Source organism: Burkholderia anthinoferrum (assembly GCF_002925705.1).
Lineage (GTDB): Bacteria > Pseudomonadota > Gammaproteobacteria > Burkholderiales > Burkholderiaceae > Burkholderia > Burkholderia semiarida.
This window is the reverse complement of sequence record NZ_LFZP01000020.1, coordinates 28,988-44,127: the sequence shown is the minus strand read 5'-3', so window position 1 is coordinate 44,127 and position 15,140 is coordinate 28,988. Positions and strand designations below refer to the sequence as shown.

Below are 15,140 nucleotides of genomic sequence, written 5' to 3'. Positions count from 1 at the left end.
CTGGATTTGTTCAACGCACAACCGCAAAAAAATTAACTTTTTATTTCGGGACATCCTGGCCCGGCGCGCTCGCGGCCGAACCGGCGGCGGCGGACGCCGCGACAGCCGGCGCCGATGCCGCAGGGGCCGATGCCGGCGCCGTCGCGGCCGTGCCGAGCACGCCCGCCGACGGCGTCGACTTGTACGAACCGAGGTAAGTCAGCGCGAGCGTCGCGACGAAGAAGATCGTCGCGAGAATGCCCGTCGTGCGCGACAGGAAGTTCGCCGAGCCCGTCGCGCCGAACAGGCTGCCCGACGCGCCGCTGCCGAAGGCGGCGCCCATGTCGGCACCCTTGCCGTGCTGCAGCAGCACGAGCCCAATCACACCGAGTGCCGACAGCACCTGCACCACAATAATCAGCGTCTTGAATAACAGCATCACACCCACCCGATTGGATCGGGCGACCGGACCGACCGGCCGCCGTCATGGTTCAATTCGATCCCGGACCGCTCAACGCGCGGCCCGGCAGATCGCCAGGAAATCTTCCGCCTTCAGCGACGCGCCGCCGATCAGGCCGCCGTCGATGTCCGGCTGCGCGAACAACTCTTCCGCGTTGTCCGGCTTCACGCTGCCGCCGTACAGCACGGACACGTCCGCCGCACCCTTTGCCGCCAGGCGCGCACGGAGGAACGCGTGTACGTCCTGCGCCTGCGCCGACGTCGCGCTCTTGCCGGTGCCGATCGCCCAGACCGGCTCGTACGCGACGACGATGTGCGCGGCCTCGTCAGCCGTCAGCACGGCCAGCACCGCGTCGAGCTGCGCACCGACGACCTGCTCGGTCGCACCCGACTCGCGCTCGTCGAGCGTCTCGCCGACGCACACGACCGGCGTGAGGCCGGCCGCGAGTGCGCGCTGCGTCTTCGCCGCGACCGTCTCGTTGCTTTCGCCGTGATACGCGCGACGCTCCGAATGACCGACGATCGCATACTGCGCGCCGAACTCCGCCACCATCGCGGCCGCCACCTCACCGGTGAACGCGCCTTGCTCGTGCGCGGACACGTCCTGCGCACCGAACGCGACACGGCCACCGCCGAGCTGGGCCTGAACCTGCGCGAGATACGGGAACGGCACGCACACGCCGATCGACGTTTCAGCCGCCACCAAGCCCGCACCCTGCACCACTTCGTTCAGCAGCGCCTGGTTGCCGGCCAGCCGGCCGTGCATCTTCCAGTTGCCGATCACTCGCTTTGTTCGTTGTTTCGACATCGTGTCTGTCTCGTCACTATCTTGTCATTAACGTGCCGGAACCCGGCCGTCAGGTTGGATCTGGCGAAGCAAACCCGCGATTTTACTGCGCGCGGCTTGAACCGGTCAAACCGCGCATGTCAAGCCCGCCGCACGGGCCGTCACGCGTTCGCGCCCCAATCAAGCACGATCTTGCCGATGTGCTCGCCGCCCTCCATCAGCGCATGCGCCTGCGCGGCCTCGCCGGCCGGCAGCACACGATAGATCACGGGCTTGATGCGACCGTCGGCCAGCAGCGGCCACACGCGCGCCTTCAACTGCGCGGCGATGCGCGCCTTGAACTCGACCGGACGCGGGCGCAGCGTCGAGCCCGTCACCGTCAGCCGGCGGCGCAGGATCTCGTTGAGGTTGACCTCGGCCTTCGCACCGCCGAGCAGCGCGATCAGCACGAGGCGGCCGCCGTCCGCGAGCGCGGACAACTCGCGCGGCACGTACGCGCCCGCCACCATGTCGAGGATCACGTCGACGCCGCGATCGTGCGTCAGCGACTTCACGACTTCGACGAAGTCTTCGGTCTTGTAGTCGATCGCGCGCTCGGCGCCGAGCGCCTCGCACGCACGGCACTTGTCGGCGGTGCCGGCCGTCGCGAACACGCGAAAGCCGAGCGCATGCGCGATCTGGATCGCCGTCACGCCGATGCCGCTCGAGCCGCCCTGCACGAGCAGCGTCTCCTGTTCGCCGCCCTCGCCCGCGCCGAGCCGCGCGCGGTCGAACACGTTGCTCCACACGGTGAAGAACGTCTCGGGCAGCGACGCGGCTTCGATATCGGTGAGACCGTCCGGCACCGGCAGACACTGCGGCAGCGGCGCGACCGCATATTCGGCATAGCCGCCGCCCGCGAGCAACGCGCACACGCGATCGCCGAGCTTCAGGCCGAACGGGTTCAGTGCCGCATCGGACACATCGCCGCCGACGATCTCGCCCGCGACCTCGAGGCCCGGCAGATCCGACGCACCCGGCGGCGGCGCATAGGCGCCCTTGCGCTGGAACACGTCGGGCCGGTTCACGCCGGAAGCCGCCACCTTGATCAGCACCTCGCCGCGCTTCGGTTCGGGGCGCGGACGCTCCGCGAGCTTCAGCACGTCGGGCGCGCCGAATTCGGTGATTTCGATGGCTTTCATGGTGAGAATCGCTCCAGGATCGGAATCGGATGGCACGCGCGCGCACGGCGCGAGCGCCTCGCCGGCGCTGCTGCGCCGCGCAACGATGCTACAGAAAAAACGGCCGGCACGCTTTCGCACTGCCGGCCGTTGATCCGCCTGTCCGCTTACTGCTGCGGCGGCGTATCCGACTGCGCTGCCGCCGCTGCTTCATTCAGCAGCGCCTTGGCCGACAGACGCACGCGACCCTTCTCGTCCGTCTGGATCACCTTGACCTTCACCTGCTGACCTTCCTTCAGGTAGTCGTTGATGTCCTTCACGCGCTCGTTGACGATTTCCGAGATGTGCAGCAGGCCGTCCTTGCCGGGCAGCAGGTTCACGATCGCACCGAAATCGAGCAGCTTGAGCACCGTGCCTTCGTACACCTGGCCGACTTCGATCTCGGCCGTGATTTGCTCGATGCGCTTCTTCGCTTCGGCCATGCCTTCGCTGCTCGTGCTCGCGATCGTCACGACGCCGTCGTCCGAGATGTCGATGGTCGTGCCCGTTTCTTCCGTCAGCGCGCGGATCACCGAACCGCCCTTGCCGATCACGTCGCGGATCTTTTCCGGGTTGATCTTGATCGTGATCATGCGCGGCGCGAATTCCGACAGTTGCGTGTTCGCACCCGACACCGCCGACGTCATCTTGCCGAGGATGTGCAGGCGGCCTTCCTTCGCCTGCGCGAGCGCGACCTGCATGATTTCCTTCGTGATGCCCTGGATCTTGATGTCCATCTGCAGCGCCGTCACGCCTTGCTCCGTGCCGGCCACCTTGAAGTCCATGTCGCCGAGGTGATCTTCGTCGCCGAGGATGTCGGTCAGCACCGCGAACTTGTTGCCTTCGAGGATCAGGCCCATCGCGATACCGGCGACGTGCGCCTTCATCGGCACGCCGGCGTCCATCAGCGCGAGGCAGCCGCCGCACACCGACGCCATCGACGACGAACCGTTCGACTCGGTGATTTCCGACACGACGCGGATCGAGTAGCCGAATTCGTCGGCGCTCGGCAGGCACTTGACCAGCGCGCGTTTCGCGAGGCGGCCGTGGCCGATTTCGCGGCGCTTCGGCGAGCCGACGCGGCCCGTTTCGCCGGTCGCGAACGGGGGCATGTTGTAGTGGAGCATGAAGCGCTCGCGGTATTCGCCTTCGAGCGCGTCGATGATCTGCTCGTCACCCTTCGTGCCGAGCGTCGCGACGACCAGCGCCTGCGTTTCGCCGCGCGTGAACAGCGCCGAGCCGTGGGTGCGCGGCAGCACGCCGGTGCGGATCTCGATCGGGCGCACGGTGCGCGTGTCGCGACCGTCGATGCGCGGCTCGCCGTTCAGGATCTGCGAACGGACGATCTTCGCTTCGATGTCGAACAGGATATTGCCGACCGTGGCCTTGTCGGCCGCGACCGTGCCGGCCGCCAGCGCGTCTTCCTCGAGCTTCGCCGAGGTCGCCGCGTAGACTTCCTTCAGCTTCGCCGAGCGCGCCTGCTTGTCGCGGAGCTGGTAAGCGGCGAGCAGATCGTTCTGCGCGAGCTCGGTCACGCGTGCGATCAGCGCCTCGTTCTTCGGCGCCGGCTGCCAGTCCCACTCGGGCTTGCCGCCATCGCGCACCAGTTCGTGGATCGCGTCGATCGCGACCTGCATCTGCTCGTGGCCGAACACCACGGCGCCCAGCATCACTTCTTCCGACAGCTGATCGGCTTCCGACTCGACCATCAGCACGGCGCGCTCCGTACCCGCGACGACGAGGTCGAGGCTCGATGCCTTGAGCTGGTCACGCGTCGGGTTCAACACGTACGCGTTGTCGATGTACGCCACGCGCGCGGCACCGACCGGGCCGTTGAACGGCAGGCCCGACACGGCGAGCGCGGCCGATGCGCCGATCAGCGCGGGGATGTCCGCCGGGATTTCCGGGTTCACGGACAGCACGTGGATCACGACCTGGACTTCGTTGTAGAAGCCTTCCGGGAACAGCGGGCGCAGCGGGCGGTCGATCAGGCGCGACGTCAGCGTCTCGTGCTCCGACGGACGGCCTTCGCGACGGAAGAAGCCGCCCGGGATCTTGCCGGCCGAGTAGGTCTTCTCGAGGTAGTCGACGGTCAGCGGGAAGAAATCCTGGCCCGGCTTCGCCGACTTCGCGCCGACGACGGTTGCCAGCACGACGGTATCCTCGACGTCGACGATCACGGCGCCGCTTGCCTGGCGAGCGACTTCACCGGTTTCGAGGCGCACCTTGTGCTGGCCCCACTGGAATTCCTTCACGACCTTGTTGAACATGGACATGGTTGCTCCTTTGTATTCATGCATTTCATTCGCCGCGCCGGCGACCCCCGCGCGGCGGCGTCCCGACCGAATCACCCGGAGCAAGGTGTGTTTTTTATGCCATTCCAGCGCGGCGCTCACGCAGCGACGCGCTGGAATGACACAAATCCTGCCCCGGTATCGGTCGTGGCGGCGGCCCCGCACGAACGTGCCGGACAGCCTGCGATGCGTGTGACGCTACGCACCGCGCAAAAACAAAATGCCTGTATCAGCGGACTGACACAGGCATCTTGCTGGCGGCAATCGCCTCGATTACTTACGCAGACCCAGCTTCTCGATCAGTGCGCGGTAACGATCGGCATCCTTGCCCTTGAGGTAGTCGAGCAGCTTGCGGCGGCGGCTCACCATGCGCAGCAGGCCGCGGCGGCTGTGGTGATCCTTCGCGTGGGTCTTGAAGTGACCCGTCAGTTCGACGATACGTGCGGTCAGCAGTGCGACCTGGACTTCGGGCGACCCCGTGTCGTTGGTACCGCGGGCGAACTGAGCAACGACTTCCGACTTCTTGATATCTGCAACAGACATGTGATTTCCTTTCTAACTGAACAGGCGGACACGGAAGAATGGCCGTGCCGTGACTTACAACCGGCGCGCATTGTAGCACAACTCGGTGCCGTTCTTGCCGCCTCCCGTCACGGGCGCGTCATCGAGCACGTCGACGGCATCTCCGTGCGCTGCGCCGGCACCGCCAGGACCGTCCGGAAGCCGTAGCCCGATCCCTCGTTGTCGAAGCGCACGCCCGGCGTGCCGACCTTGTCCATTTCCATCACGTAAAGGGGCTGGATCAGTTGGTGATCCTGCGCGCGCATCCGCGACGCGTGGAAGCCGTCGTCGAACGGCAGGCCCTCGAGCGCACGCGCGACCGCGACGGGGTCGGCCGAACCCGCGCGGGTCATCGCGGCGGCCAGCATCTCGATCATCTGGCTCATCCGCCGCACCGGATAGTCGTCCTGCGCGGCCGGGAAACGGGTGCGGAACGCGCGGTAGAACGCGTCGGATCTGGCGCCGCCGGCGTTCGGATGCCAGTCGGCCACCGCCACGACGCGGCCGACGCCCGCGTCGCCCAGGGCCGCCGGCGCGCCGAGGCTGTTGCCGTAGAACGTATAGAACTTCGCGTTCAGCCCCTGTTCGCGCGCCGCCTTCACGAGCAGCGTGAGGTCGTTGCCCCAGTTGCCGGTCACGACGGCGTCCGCGCCGCTCGCCCGGATCTTCGCGATATACGGCGAGAAATCCTTGATCCGGCCGATCGGGTGGAATTCGTCGCCGGCGATCGTCACGTCCGGGCGCCGCGCGGCCAGCGCCTGCCGCGCGAGGGTGCTGACGTCATGGCCGAAGCTGTAGTCCTGATTCAGCAGATAGACCTTGCGCAGCGCGCGATCGCGCGCCATCACGTCCGCGAGGGCGGCCATTCGCATGCCGGCGTGCGCATCGAAGCGGAAATGCCAGAAACTGCAGCGCGCGCCGGTCAGCGCCGGATCGTCCGCCGAGTAGTTCAGGAACAGCATCCGGTTGTCCGGATCGCGCGCGTTCAGCTTGTCGAGCGCCGCGACGAGCGCGGCGGCGACGGCCGAGCTGTTGCCCTGCGCGACGAAGCCGATATGCCGATCGGCCGCCGCGCGCAACTGCACGAGCGCCTCTTCCGGGCTGCCCTTGCTGTCGAGCACGACGAGTTCGAGCGGGTGCGCGCCGTCGCGCAGTTTCACGCCGCCCGCCGCATTGACCTGCTCGACGCCGAAGCGCAGGTTGCGCTCGACCGCCGCGCCCGCGTTCGCGAACGGGCCCGACATCCCTTCGATCAGCGCGATCCGCACCGGCTCGCCGCCGGCACACGCGGACGACACCAGCATCCACCCCGCGCTCCACGCGAGCGCCCACCGCTTCCATCCCTGCATCGGCCACCTGCCCTTCAATCTGCCCGAGAAGCGCGGATCATAGGCCGGTGCGCCGGCCGCCCGCAAGCGCGCGGGCCCGATCCGCATCGATTTTTTCCTGCCGATGCGCGATCGCGCGCCGTCCGTGATAAAACGGGACCTGTTTCCGTGTTCTGGAGAATCCGATGCGCATTCGCATTCCCGCGCGCCTGCCGGTGCTCGCCGCCTGCGCCGCCGCGCTGCTGGCCGGTTGCGCGCAACCGTGGCAGCAATACCAGGCCGGCCAGGACGAGTCGGCGATCGTCGCGCGCATGGGCCCGCCGCGTGAGATCTACGACCTGCCCGGCGGCGGCAAGCGCCTGATGTGGCCGACCCAGCCGATGGGCGAGATCACGATCGCGGCCGACGTCGATGCCGCCCACCGGATCGTCAACGTGCGCCAGGTGCTGCAGCCGAGCGAGTTCTATCGCGCGGAGATCGGCAAGTGGACGAAAACCGACGTCCTCGTCAATTTCGGGCGCCCGGTCGAGACCTCCTACTTCCCGCTGATGAAGCGCGAGGTATGGACGTACCGGTATCTCGAGGACAACGTCTGGTACATGATGTACAGCTTCTACTTCGATCCGCAGGGCATCCTGCGCACCACGCAGAAAACGCCGGACCCGCTGCACGATCCCGATCGCCGCACCCTGTTCTGACCGATTGCGCATCGACACGCAATTGTCGCAATGGCCATTCACGAATGATTGCCGAATGGCCATTTCATTTTTTCCGCTGCCTTATTTAATTTCAGGAATAAGACGGAAAACTTTTCCGATCGTTAATATTCCGATGGCAATACGCTGAACGCCCCGTCATGCGGGCGCTTGAGCCTAAATAGGCATAGCCAGTGCATGTCATGCGTCGCACTGGTGCAGGCAATGCACTACGCCCAATCAATTTGAAACAATTTGTTTCAACCCACCCCGAGTGCTAGGGCATACCCCTAATATCAGTCGAAATCGAACCTTTCAATTTAGAAAGAATGCGACTGCGCCATTTCGCTCGATATTTATTTGTCTTGATCAAAAAGGAGTCCTCATGAACCGCCCCAAGAGCATGCTGGTTGCCAACATTGCCTGGGCCCGCGAGACGCGCGAACACACGCCCGGCTTCTTCGACGCGCTCGCACGCGGCCAGAATCCGCGCGTACTGTGGATCGGCTGCGCCGACAGCCGCGTGCCGGCCGAGACCATCACGCACTGCGCGCCCGGCGAGCTGTTCGTCCATCGCAACATCGCGAACCTGTTCCACCCGGACGACGACAATTCCGCCAGCGTGCTCGAGTACGCGGTGCGGGTGTTGAAGGTCGACCACGTGATCGTGTGCGGGCACTACGGGTGCGGCGGCGTGCGCGCATCGCTGCTGCCGCCGCCTGCCGACCTGCCGCACGTCGCGCGCCGCATCGCGCCGCTCTGCGCGCTCGCGCGGCGCCATCGCGATACGCTCGACGGGCTCGACGACATGGCTGCCGCCGATCGCCTCGCCGAGCTGAACGTGCTCGAACAGGTGCGGCTGCTGCGTGCGTCGCCGATCGTGCGCGGGCGCGAACGGCCGCCGCTCGTGCACGGCTGGATCTTCTCGCTCGCCGACGGCCACCTGAAGGAACTCGATTCCGGCTATGCGCCATCGCCGGCCGAAGCCGAAGCCGAGCCCGAGCCTGCCGCGACCGCCGTCGCGCTCGGTTGACCCGCGCCCCGCCCTCCATGTCAACGAAATCACCCCAATCATGAAACTGAACGAGCGCCTGTCCACCTTGCCGCGCGACATCGTCGCCGGCATCGTCGTTTTTCTCGTCGCGCTGCCGCTCTGCCTCGGCATCGCCAACGCCTCCGGCGTCGAACCGTTCGCCGGGCTCGTATCGGGCATCGTCGGCGGCATCGTCGTCGCGCTGCTGAGCGGCTCGTCCCTGTCCGTCAGCGGGCCGGCCGCCGGCCTCGTCGTGATCGTCGTCGAAGGGATCGCGCAACTGGGCAGCTTCTCCGCGTTCCTGCTCGCGGTGCTGCTGTCCGGCGTGCTGCAGTTCGGGTTCGGCATGCTGCGCGCCGGCCGCTTCGCCGCCTACGTGCCGTCGCCCGTCATCAAGGGCATGCTCGCCGCGATCGGCCTGCTGCTGATCGTGAAGCAGCTTCCGTTCGCATTTGGCATCGGCGGCCCGGCCGCGCAATCGTTTGCGAATTGGCTGCATTTGCCGACCGCATGGGCCGCCACGGCGATCGCACTCGTGTCGCTGGCGCTGCTGATCGCGTGGGACACGCCGGCGCTCAAGCGCTTCGCGTGGGTACGCTCGGTACCCGCCCCGCTCGCGGTCGTCGTGCTCGGCATCGGCGCGACGCTCGTGCTCGGCATGGTCGCTCCGGCAGCCGCACCGGGCGCCGCCCATCGCGTCACGCTGCCCGAGTTCGACTCGTTTGCGGCGCTCGCGGCATCGCTCAAGCATGCGGAACTCGGCCCGAACTTCGCGCAACTGCTGAATCCGGACGTATGGCGCGTGGCGATCACGCTTGCGGTCGTCGCGAGCCTCGAGACGCTGCTGTGCCTCGAGGCGGTCGAACAGATCGATCCGAAGCGACGTCCGACGCAGCCCGATCGCGAGCTGAAGGCACAGGGCGTCGGCAACCTTGTCGCGGGCGCCGTCGGCGGCCTGCCGATCACGTCGGTGATCGTGCGTAGTTCGGCCAACGTCAACGCCGGCGCGCAAAGCCGGATGTCCGCGATCGTGCACGGGATCCTGCTGCTCGCGAGCGTGTTTGCGCTCACCGGCCTGATCAACCTGATCCCGCTCGCGAGCCTGGCCGCGATCCTGATCCACACCGGCATGAAGCTCGCGAAACCGGCGCTGTTCCGCTCGGTCATGAAGCAAGGCCCGGCCGCGTTCGCGCCGTTCGCGGCGACGATCGTCGGCGTGCTGGCGGTCGACCTGCTGTTCGGCATCGCGCTCGGCCTCGCGTGCAGCGTGCTGGCCGTCGCCGTCGCGAACCTGAAGAGCCCCGTCACGCTCGCGCAGCACGACGACCACTTCCTGCTGTCGTTCCGCAAGGACGTGTCGTTTCTGGGCAAGGTGCAGGTCAAGCACCACCTGCGACACATTCCGGACCGGGCGGCCGTGATCATCGACGCAACCCGCGCAGACTACATCGACCACGACGTGCTCGAGCTGCTCGACGCGTTCGTCGCCGATGCGCCGCGGCGCGGGATCGCGGTCGAGTTCCGCCGGCGCAACCCCGCGCCGCGCGCGGCCGCCCGCCGCTGGCTGTTCCGCGCGCCGGCCGCCGAATGAGCGGCCAATGAAAACAAACGCCCCGGCGGCGCAGGGCCGCACGGGGCGTTTCGAGGCTGCGTCCTGCGCGGCGCTTACGAGCGCTGCGGATTGACCTTGTCGTCCTTCGAGTGCAGCTTGTTCAGCGCGGAAATGTACGCCTTCGCGGACGCGGCGACGATATCCGGATCGGTGCCGACGCCGTTGACGATCCGCCCGCTCTTCGACAGCCGAACCGTCACTTCGCCCTGCGCCTGCGTGCCGGTCGTGATCGCGTTCACCGAGTACAGCAGCAGCTCGGAGCCGCTGCCGACTTCACCTTCGATCGCATTGAACGTCGCATCGACCGGGCCGTTGCCGCGCGCCTCGCCGGTCACTTCCTTGCCCTCGACCGCGAACACGACCTTCGCCTGCGGCTGCTCGCCCGTTTCCGAACGCTGCGACAGCGACACGAACTTGAAGTGCTCCTGCTCCTGCGCGAGCGCCGATTCCTCGGACACGATCGCGATGATGTCCTCATCGAAGATCTCCGCCTTGCGGTCGGCCAGATCCTTGAAGCGCATGAACGCGGCATTCAGTTCGGCTTCGCTGTCGAGCGATACGCCGAGCTCCTGCAGCCGCTGCTTGAACGCGTTGCGGCCCGACAGCTTGCCGAGCACGATCTTGTTCGCGGTCCAGCCCACGTCTTCCGCGCGCATGATCTCGTAGGTGTCGCGCGCCTTCAGCACGCCGTCCTGGTGAATGCCCGACGCGTGCGCGAACGCGTTCGCGCCGACCACCGCCTTGTTCGGCTGCACGACGAAGCCGGTGATCTGCGACACGAGCTTCGACGTCGGCACGATCTGCGTCGTGTCGATGCCGACGTCGAGACCGAAGTAGTCCTTGCGGGTCTTCACGGCCATCACGATTTCTTCGAGCGACGTGTTGCCCGCGCGCTCGCCCAGACCGTTGATCGTGCATTCGACCTGACGCGCGCCGCCGATCTTCACGCCGGCGAGCGAGTTCGCGACCGCCATCCCGAGGTCGTTATGGCAGTGCACCGAGAAGATCGCCTTGTCCGAGTTCGGAATGCGTTCGCGCAGCGTCTTCACGAGGTTGCCGTAGAGCTCCGGCACGCCGTAGCCGACCGTGTCGGCGATATTGATCGTCGTCGCGCCTTCGGCGATCACGGCTTCCAGCACGCGGCACAGGAAATCCATGTCCGAGCGGCTGCCGTCTTCCGGCGAGAACTCGACGTTGTCGGTGAACTTGCGCGCGAAACGCACGGCGAGGCGCGCCTGCTCGAACACTTGATCCGGCGTCATCCGCAGCTTCTTCTCCATGTGCAGCGGCGACGTCGCGATGAACGTGTGGATCCGGAAGCTGTTGGCGGGCTTCAGCGCGTCGGCCGCGCGCTGGATGTCCTTGTCGTTGGCGCGCGCCAGCGAGCAGATCGTGCTGTCCTTCACGAGCCCGGCGATCGTGTGGATCGCGTCGAAATCGCCGTTCGAGCTCGCGGCGAAGCCGGCCTCGATCACGTCGACCTTCATCCGCTCGAGGTGCTTCGCGATGCGGATTTTCTCTTCTTTCGTCATCGACGCGCCGGGCGATTGCTCGCCGTCACGCAACGTCGTATCGAAAATGATCAGCTTGTCTGTCATGGGGGGCTCCAGGGCTCTTTTATACGGAAGTCAAACGTAACGAGATCGCGCCACCGCTGGCGACGCTCAACAACAGACGAGGCTTGACGGGGGGCGAGAACGGTCAGCGCGGCAGGCGCGCCAAAGCTAGCGCGCGTAGCGGCGCACCGGCTAGAAGGAGGGAGAGGCGGGGAAATACAGTCATGCCAAAGACTATAGCGACATTCCGTTGACCGCGCAATCGGACGGCACCCGGGAATCGACACGGCCGGCCCGAAAAAAGGGGCAAATGAAAACGGCGGCCCCGAGGCCGCCGTTTCCGGGCAAATCGCGTGTCGGCGTCAGTGCTCGCGCTGCGACGAGCGCGCCGGGTTCGCCCGCCCGCGCACGGCCATGTAGGCCCAGAACACGTAGCCGGACAGCCCGTACAGCACGAACAGGCAGAACAGCATCAGCGGCGGATCGGACGACACCAGCACGAACGCGACGACGACCAGCAGGATCGCCGCGAACGGCACGCGGTGGCGCACGTCGAGCGCCTTGCCGCTGTAGAACGGCGCGTTTGACACCATCGTCACACCCGCGTAGATCGTCAGCACGAACGCGACCCACGGCAGCCAGCCGAGCTTCATCGGCACGCGGTTGTCTGTCGCGAGCCACACGAAGCCCGCGATCAGCGCGGCCGCGGCCGGGCTCGGCAGCCCCTGGAAGAAGCGCTTGTCGACCACGCCGATGTTCGTGTTGAAGCGCGCAAGGCGCAGCGCGGCGCCCGAGCAATAGACGAACGCGGCGAGCCAGCCCCAGCGGCCGAGATCCTTCAGCACCCACTCGTACATCACGAGCGCGGGCGCGACGCCGAACGACACCATGTCCGACAGGCTGTCGAATTGCTCGCCGAACGCACTCTGCGTATGCGTCATGCGCGCGACGCGCCCGTCCATCCCGTCGAGCACCATCGCGACGAAAATCGCGATCGCGGCGATCTCGAAGCGCACGTTCATTGCCTGCACGACCGCGAAGAAGCCGCAGAACAGCGCGGCGGTCGTGAATGCATTCGGCAGCAGGTAGATGCCGCGCGTCTTCAGGAACCGCTGGCGCGCGGCGCGGCGGCTCTCGATGGGCGCCGAATCCGGCGCCATCACCTTGTTGCGGCGGAACGGGCGTGGCGTCTGGCCGGCGCCGTTGCGCGGCCGACGCGGTTTGAATGCGGCCATCGTGCGCCCCGCCGCTTACTGTTCGAGCTCGGCGAGGATCGTCGACGACGCGTAGACCTTCTCGCCGATCGACACCTTCGCGCGGCTGCCGAGCGGCAGGTACACGTCGACGCGCGAACCGAAGCGGATGAACCCGTAGCGCTGGCCGCGCGACAGCGGCTCGCCGGCACGGACGTAGCAGAGAATCCGGCGGGCGATCAGGCCGGCGATCTGCACCGAGGTGACCGTCTTGCCGCTCGCCGTCTGGATCACGACCGCATTGCGCTCGTTCTCGGTCGACGCCTTGTCGATCGCCGCGTTCAGGAACGCGCCGGGGAAGTATTCGACCTTGCTGATCGCGCCATCGACCGGCGAACGCTGCGAATGAACATTGAAGACATTCATGAACACGCTGATCTTCAGCGCTTCGCGGTTCGCGTACGGATCCTGCGCGGTCTCGACCGCGACGATGCGGCCGTCCGCCGGACACAGCACCGCGTTCGGCTGCGCCGGGATCGGGCGCTGCGGATCGCGGAAGAACTGGACGACGAAGACGAGCAGCAGCCAGAACGGCCACGCGAAGCCGAAGCCCCCGACGGCATGGATCAACAGCGCGATGACGGCTGCAATCGCGATGAACGGCCAGCCTTCGCGCGCGATGATCGGATGAGGATAGTTCATGGATTCGTTCTGTGTTCGGTGAATTGCAAAGCATGTAGCATAGCAAAAGCCGCCCGGGGCACTGCTGCCTTCGGACGGCTTTTTGATGCCGACCCTCCATTCGAAGGGCCGGAACGGCACGGCGCGCTTAGTTCTTCGTCTGGTCGACGAGCTTGTTCTTCGCGATCCACGGCATCATCGCGCGCAGCTTCGCACCGACCTGCTCGATCTGGTGCTCGGCCGTCAGGCGGCGGCGCGACTGCAGCGTCGGGGCGCCCGCCTTGTTCTCGAGAATGAAGCTCTTCGCGTACTCGCCCGTCTGGATGTCGGTCAGGCACTGCTTCATCGCCTTCTTCGTCTCTTCCGTGACGACGCGCGGGCCCGTCACGTACTCGCCGTATTCGGCGTTGTTCGAGATCGAGTAGTTCATGTTCGCGATGCCGCCTTCGTAGATCAGGTCGACGATCAGCTTCAGTTCGTGCAGGCACTCGAAGTACGCCATTTCCGGCGCGTAGCCGGCTTCGACCAGCGTCTCGAAACCGGCCTTGATCAGCTCGACGGTACCGCCGCACAGCACGGCCTGCTCGCCGAACAGGTCGGTTTCGGTTTCTTCACGGAAGTTCGTCTCGATGATGCCGGCACGGCCGCCGCCGTTCGCCGCCGCATACGACAGCGCGATGTCGCGCGCCGCGCCCGACTTGTTCTGCGCCACCGCGATCAGGTGCGGCACGCCGCCACCTTGCGAGTACGTGCCGCGCACGGTGTGGCCCGGCGCCTTCGGCGCGATCATGATCACGTCGAGGTCGGCGCGCGGGATCACCTGGCCGTAGTGGACGTTGAAGCCGTGCGCGAACGCGAGCGCCGCGCCCTGCTTGATGTTCGCGTGCACTTCCTTCGCGTACACGTCGGCGATCTGCTCGTCCGGCAGCAGCATCATGACGACGTCCGCGCCCTTCACCGCTTCGGCGACTTCCTTGACCGACAGGCCGGCGTTCTCGGCCTTGCTCCACGACGCGCCGCCCTTGCGCAGGCCGACCGTCACGTTCACGCCGCTGTCCTTCAGGTTCAGCGCGTGTGCATGGCCTTGCGAGCCGTAGCCGATGATCGTGACTTGCTTGCCCTTGATGAGGGAGAGGTCGGCGTCTTTGTCGTAGAAAACGTTCATGATGGTTCCTTCGCTAATTCAAAAATTCAACAATTCGTTCGGATGGAGTACTGCGGGCCGGGACATGACGGCGCACCCGGCGTCGGCATCACACCTTGAGGATGCGCTCGCCGCGCCCGATGCCTGAGCTGCCGGTGCGCACGGTCTCGAGGATCGCGCCCGCGTCCAGCCCCTGGATGAATGCGTCGAGCTTGTCGCTCGCGCCCGTCAATTCGATCGTGTAGGTCTTCTCGGTCACGTCGATGATGCGGCCGCGGAAAATATCCGACATCCGCTTCATTTCTTCGCGCTCCTTGCCCACTGCACGTACCTTGATCAGCATCAGCTCGCGTTCGATGTGTGCACCGTCGGTCAGGTCCACCACTTTCACCACCTCGATCAGGCGGTTCAGATGCTTCGTGATCTGTTCGATCACGTCGTCGGAGCCGATGGAAACGATGGTGAGCCGCGACAGCGATTGGTCTTCGGTCGGCGCCACCGTCAAGGTTTCAATGTTGTAGCCGCGTGCGGAAAACAGGCCGACCACGCGCGACAGCGCGCCCGGTTCGTTCTCCAGCAGGACGGAAATGATGTGTCTCATGTTCGCTTCTTCCAGAAT

Annotated in this window: 14 protein-coding genes; 3 read left to right on the top strand and 11 right to left on the bottom strand. The window is 66.2% G+C overall.

Features of this window, described 5'->3' with window-relative positions:
- Positions 1–40: 40 nt before the first annotated feature.
- From secG to C5F75_RS06600, 6 genes are all read right to left on the bottom strand, one after another.
- Positions 41–418 carry a preprotein translocase subunit SecG gene (secG, locus tag C5F75_RS06630; protein WP_059533209.1) on the bottom strand — a complete coding sequence of 126 codons (378 nt, stop codon included), beginning with the start codon at positions 416–418 and terminating at the stop codon, positions 41–43.
- A 72-nt stretch (positions 419–490) separates the two neighbouring features.
- Positions 491–1,246, bottom strand: coding sequence for a triose-phosphate isomerase (gene tpiA, locus C5F75_RS06625; protein ID WP_059583608.1), 756 nt, complete (start codon positions 1,244–1,246; stop codon positions 491–493).
- A gap of 140 nt (positions 1,247–1,386) precedes the next feature.
- Complete coding sequence (locus C5F75_RS06620) at positions 1,387–2,406, bottom strand: NAD(P)H-quinone oxidoreductase (RefSeq protein ID WP_059583610.1); 1,020 nt, start codon at positions 2,404–2,406, stop codon at positions 1,387–1,389.
- A 146-nt stretch (positions 2,407–2,552) separates the two neighbouring features.
- Positions 2,553–4,700 carry a polyribonucleotide nucleotidyltransferase gene (gene pnp / locus C5F75_RS06615; RefSeq protein WP_059583611.1) on the bottom strand — a complete coding sequence of 716 codons (2,148 nt, stop codon included), beginning with the start codon at positions 4,698–4,700 and terminating at the stop codon, positions 2,553–2,555.
- Between the two features lie 291 nt (positions 4,701–4,991).
- Positions 4,992–5,261: a 30S ribosomal protein S15 gene (rpsO, locus tag C5F75_RS06605; protein ID WP_006398792.1), complete on the bottom strand. Its 270-nt coding sequence runs from the start codon at positions 5,259–5,261 to the stop codon at positions 4,992–4,994.
- 107 nt (positions 5,262–5,368) lie between these two features.
- Positions 5,369–6,628: a branched-chain amino acid ABC transporter substrate-binding protein gene (locus tag C5F75_RS06600; RefSeq protein ID WP_059583613.1), complete on the bottom strand. Its 1,260-nt coding sequence runs from the start codon at positions 6,626–6,628 to the stop codon at positions 5,369–5,371.
- A gap of 164 nt (positions 6,629–6,792) precedes the next feature.
- Between C5F75_RS06600 and C5F75_RS06595 the strand changes: the two genes are divergently transcribed.
- The 3 genes from C5F75_RS06595 to C5F75_RS06585 all read left to right on the top strand — a co-directional run bounded on the left by C5F75_RS06595 (position 6,793) and on the right by C5F75_RS06585 (position 9,926).
- Positions 6,793–7,305, top strand: a complete 513-nt coding sequence (locus C5F75_RS06595) for a hypothetical protein (protein WP_059583614.1) — start codon at positions 6,793–6,795, stop codon at positions 7,303–7,305.
- A gap of 382 nt (positions 7,306–7,687) precedes the next feature.
- Entirely contained in the window at positions 7,688–8,335 is a 648-nt protein-coding gene (locus C5F75_RS06590) for a carbonic anhydrase (protein ID WP_059583616.1), read from the top strand.
- Between the two features lie 40 nt (positions 8,336–8,375).
- A complete protein-coding gene (locus tag C5F75_RS06585; RefSeq protein WP_059583618.1) occupies positions 8,376–9,926 on the top strand; it encodes a SulP family inorganic anion transporter in 1,551 nt (516 codons plus the stop codon).
- A gap of 74 nt (positions 9,927–10,000) precedes the next feature.
- Here C5F75_RS06585 and C5F75_RS06580 read toward each other — a convergent pair whose 3' ends face one another.
- From C5F75_RS06580 to ilvN, 5 genes are all read right to left on the bottom strand, one after another.
- The gene (locus C5F75_RS06580; protein ID WP_059583619.1) at positions 10,001–11,545 is read right to left on the bottom strand and encodes a 2-isopropylmalate synthase; all 1,545 of its coding nucleotides are present in this window, start codon (positions 11,543–11,545) and stop codon (positions 10,001–10,003) included.
- A 320-nt stretch (positions 11,546–11,865) separates the two neighbouring features.
- Positions 11,866–12,738 (bottom strand): CDP-diacylglycerol--serine O-phosphatidyltransferase, encoded by an 873-nt coding sequence (gene pssA, locus C5F75_RS06570; protein ID WP_059583621.1) that lies wholly within the window; start codon positions 12,736–12,738, stop codon positions 11,866–11,868.
- 15 nt (positions 12,739–12,753) lie between these two features.
- Complete coding sequence (locus C5F75_RS06565) at positions 12,754–13,398, bottom strand: phosphatidylserine decarboxylase (RefSeq protein ID WP_006491035.1); 645 nt, start codon at positions 13,396–13,398, stop codon at positions 12,754–12,756.
- Positions 13,399–13,525: 127 nt separating this feature from the next.
- Positions 13,526–14,542: a ketol-acid reductoisomerase gene (gene ilvC / locus C5F75_RS06560; protein ID WP_006478252.1), complete on the bottom strand. Its 1,017-nt coding sequence runs from the start codon at positions 14,540–14,542 to the stop codon at positions 13,526–13,528.
- An 88-nt stretch (positions 14,543–14,630) separates the two neighbouring features.
- Positions 14,631–15,122, bottom strand: a complete 492-nt coding sequence (gene ilvN / locus C5F75_RS06555) for an acetolactate synthase small subunit (RefSeq protein WP_006398781.1) — start codon at positions 15,120–15,122, stop codon at positions 14,631–14,633.
- Positions 15,123–15,140 lie beyond the last annotated feature (18 nt).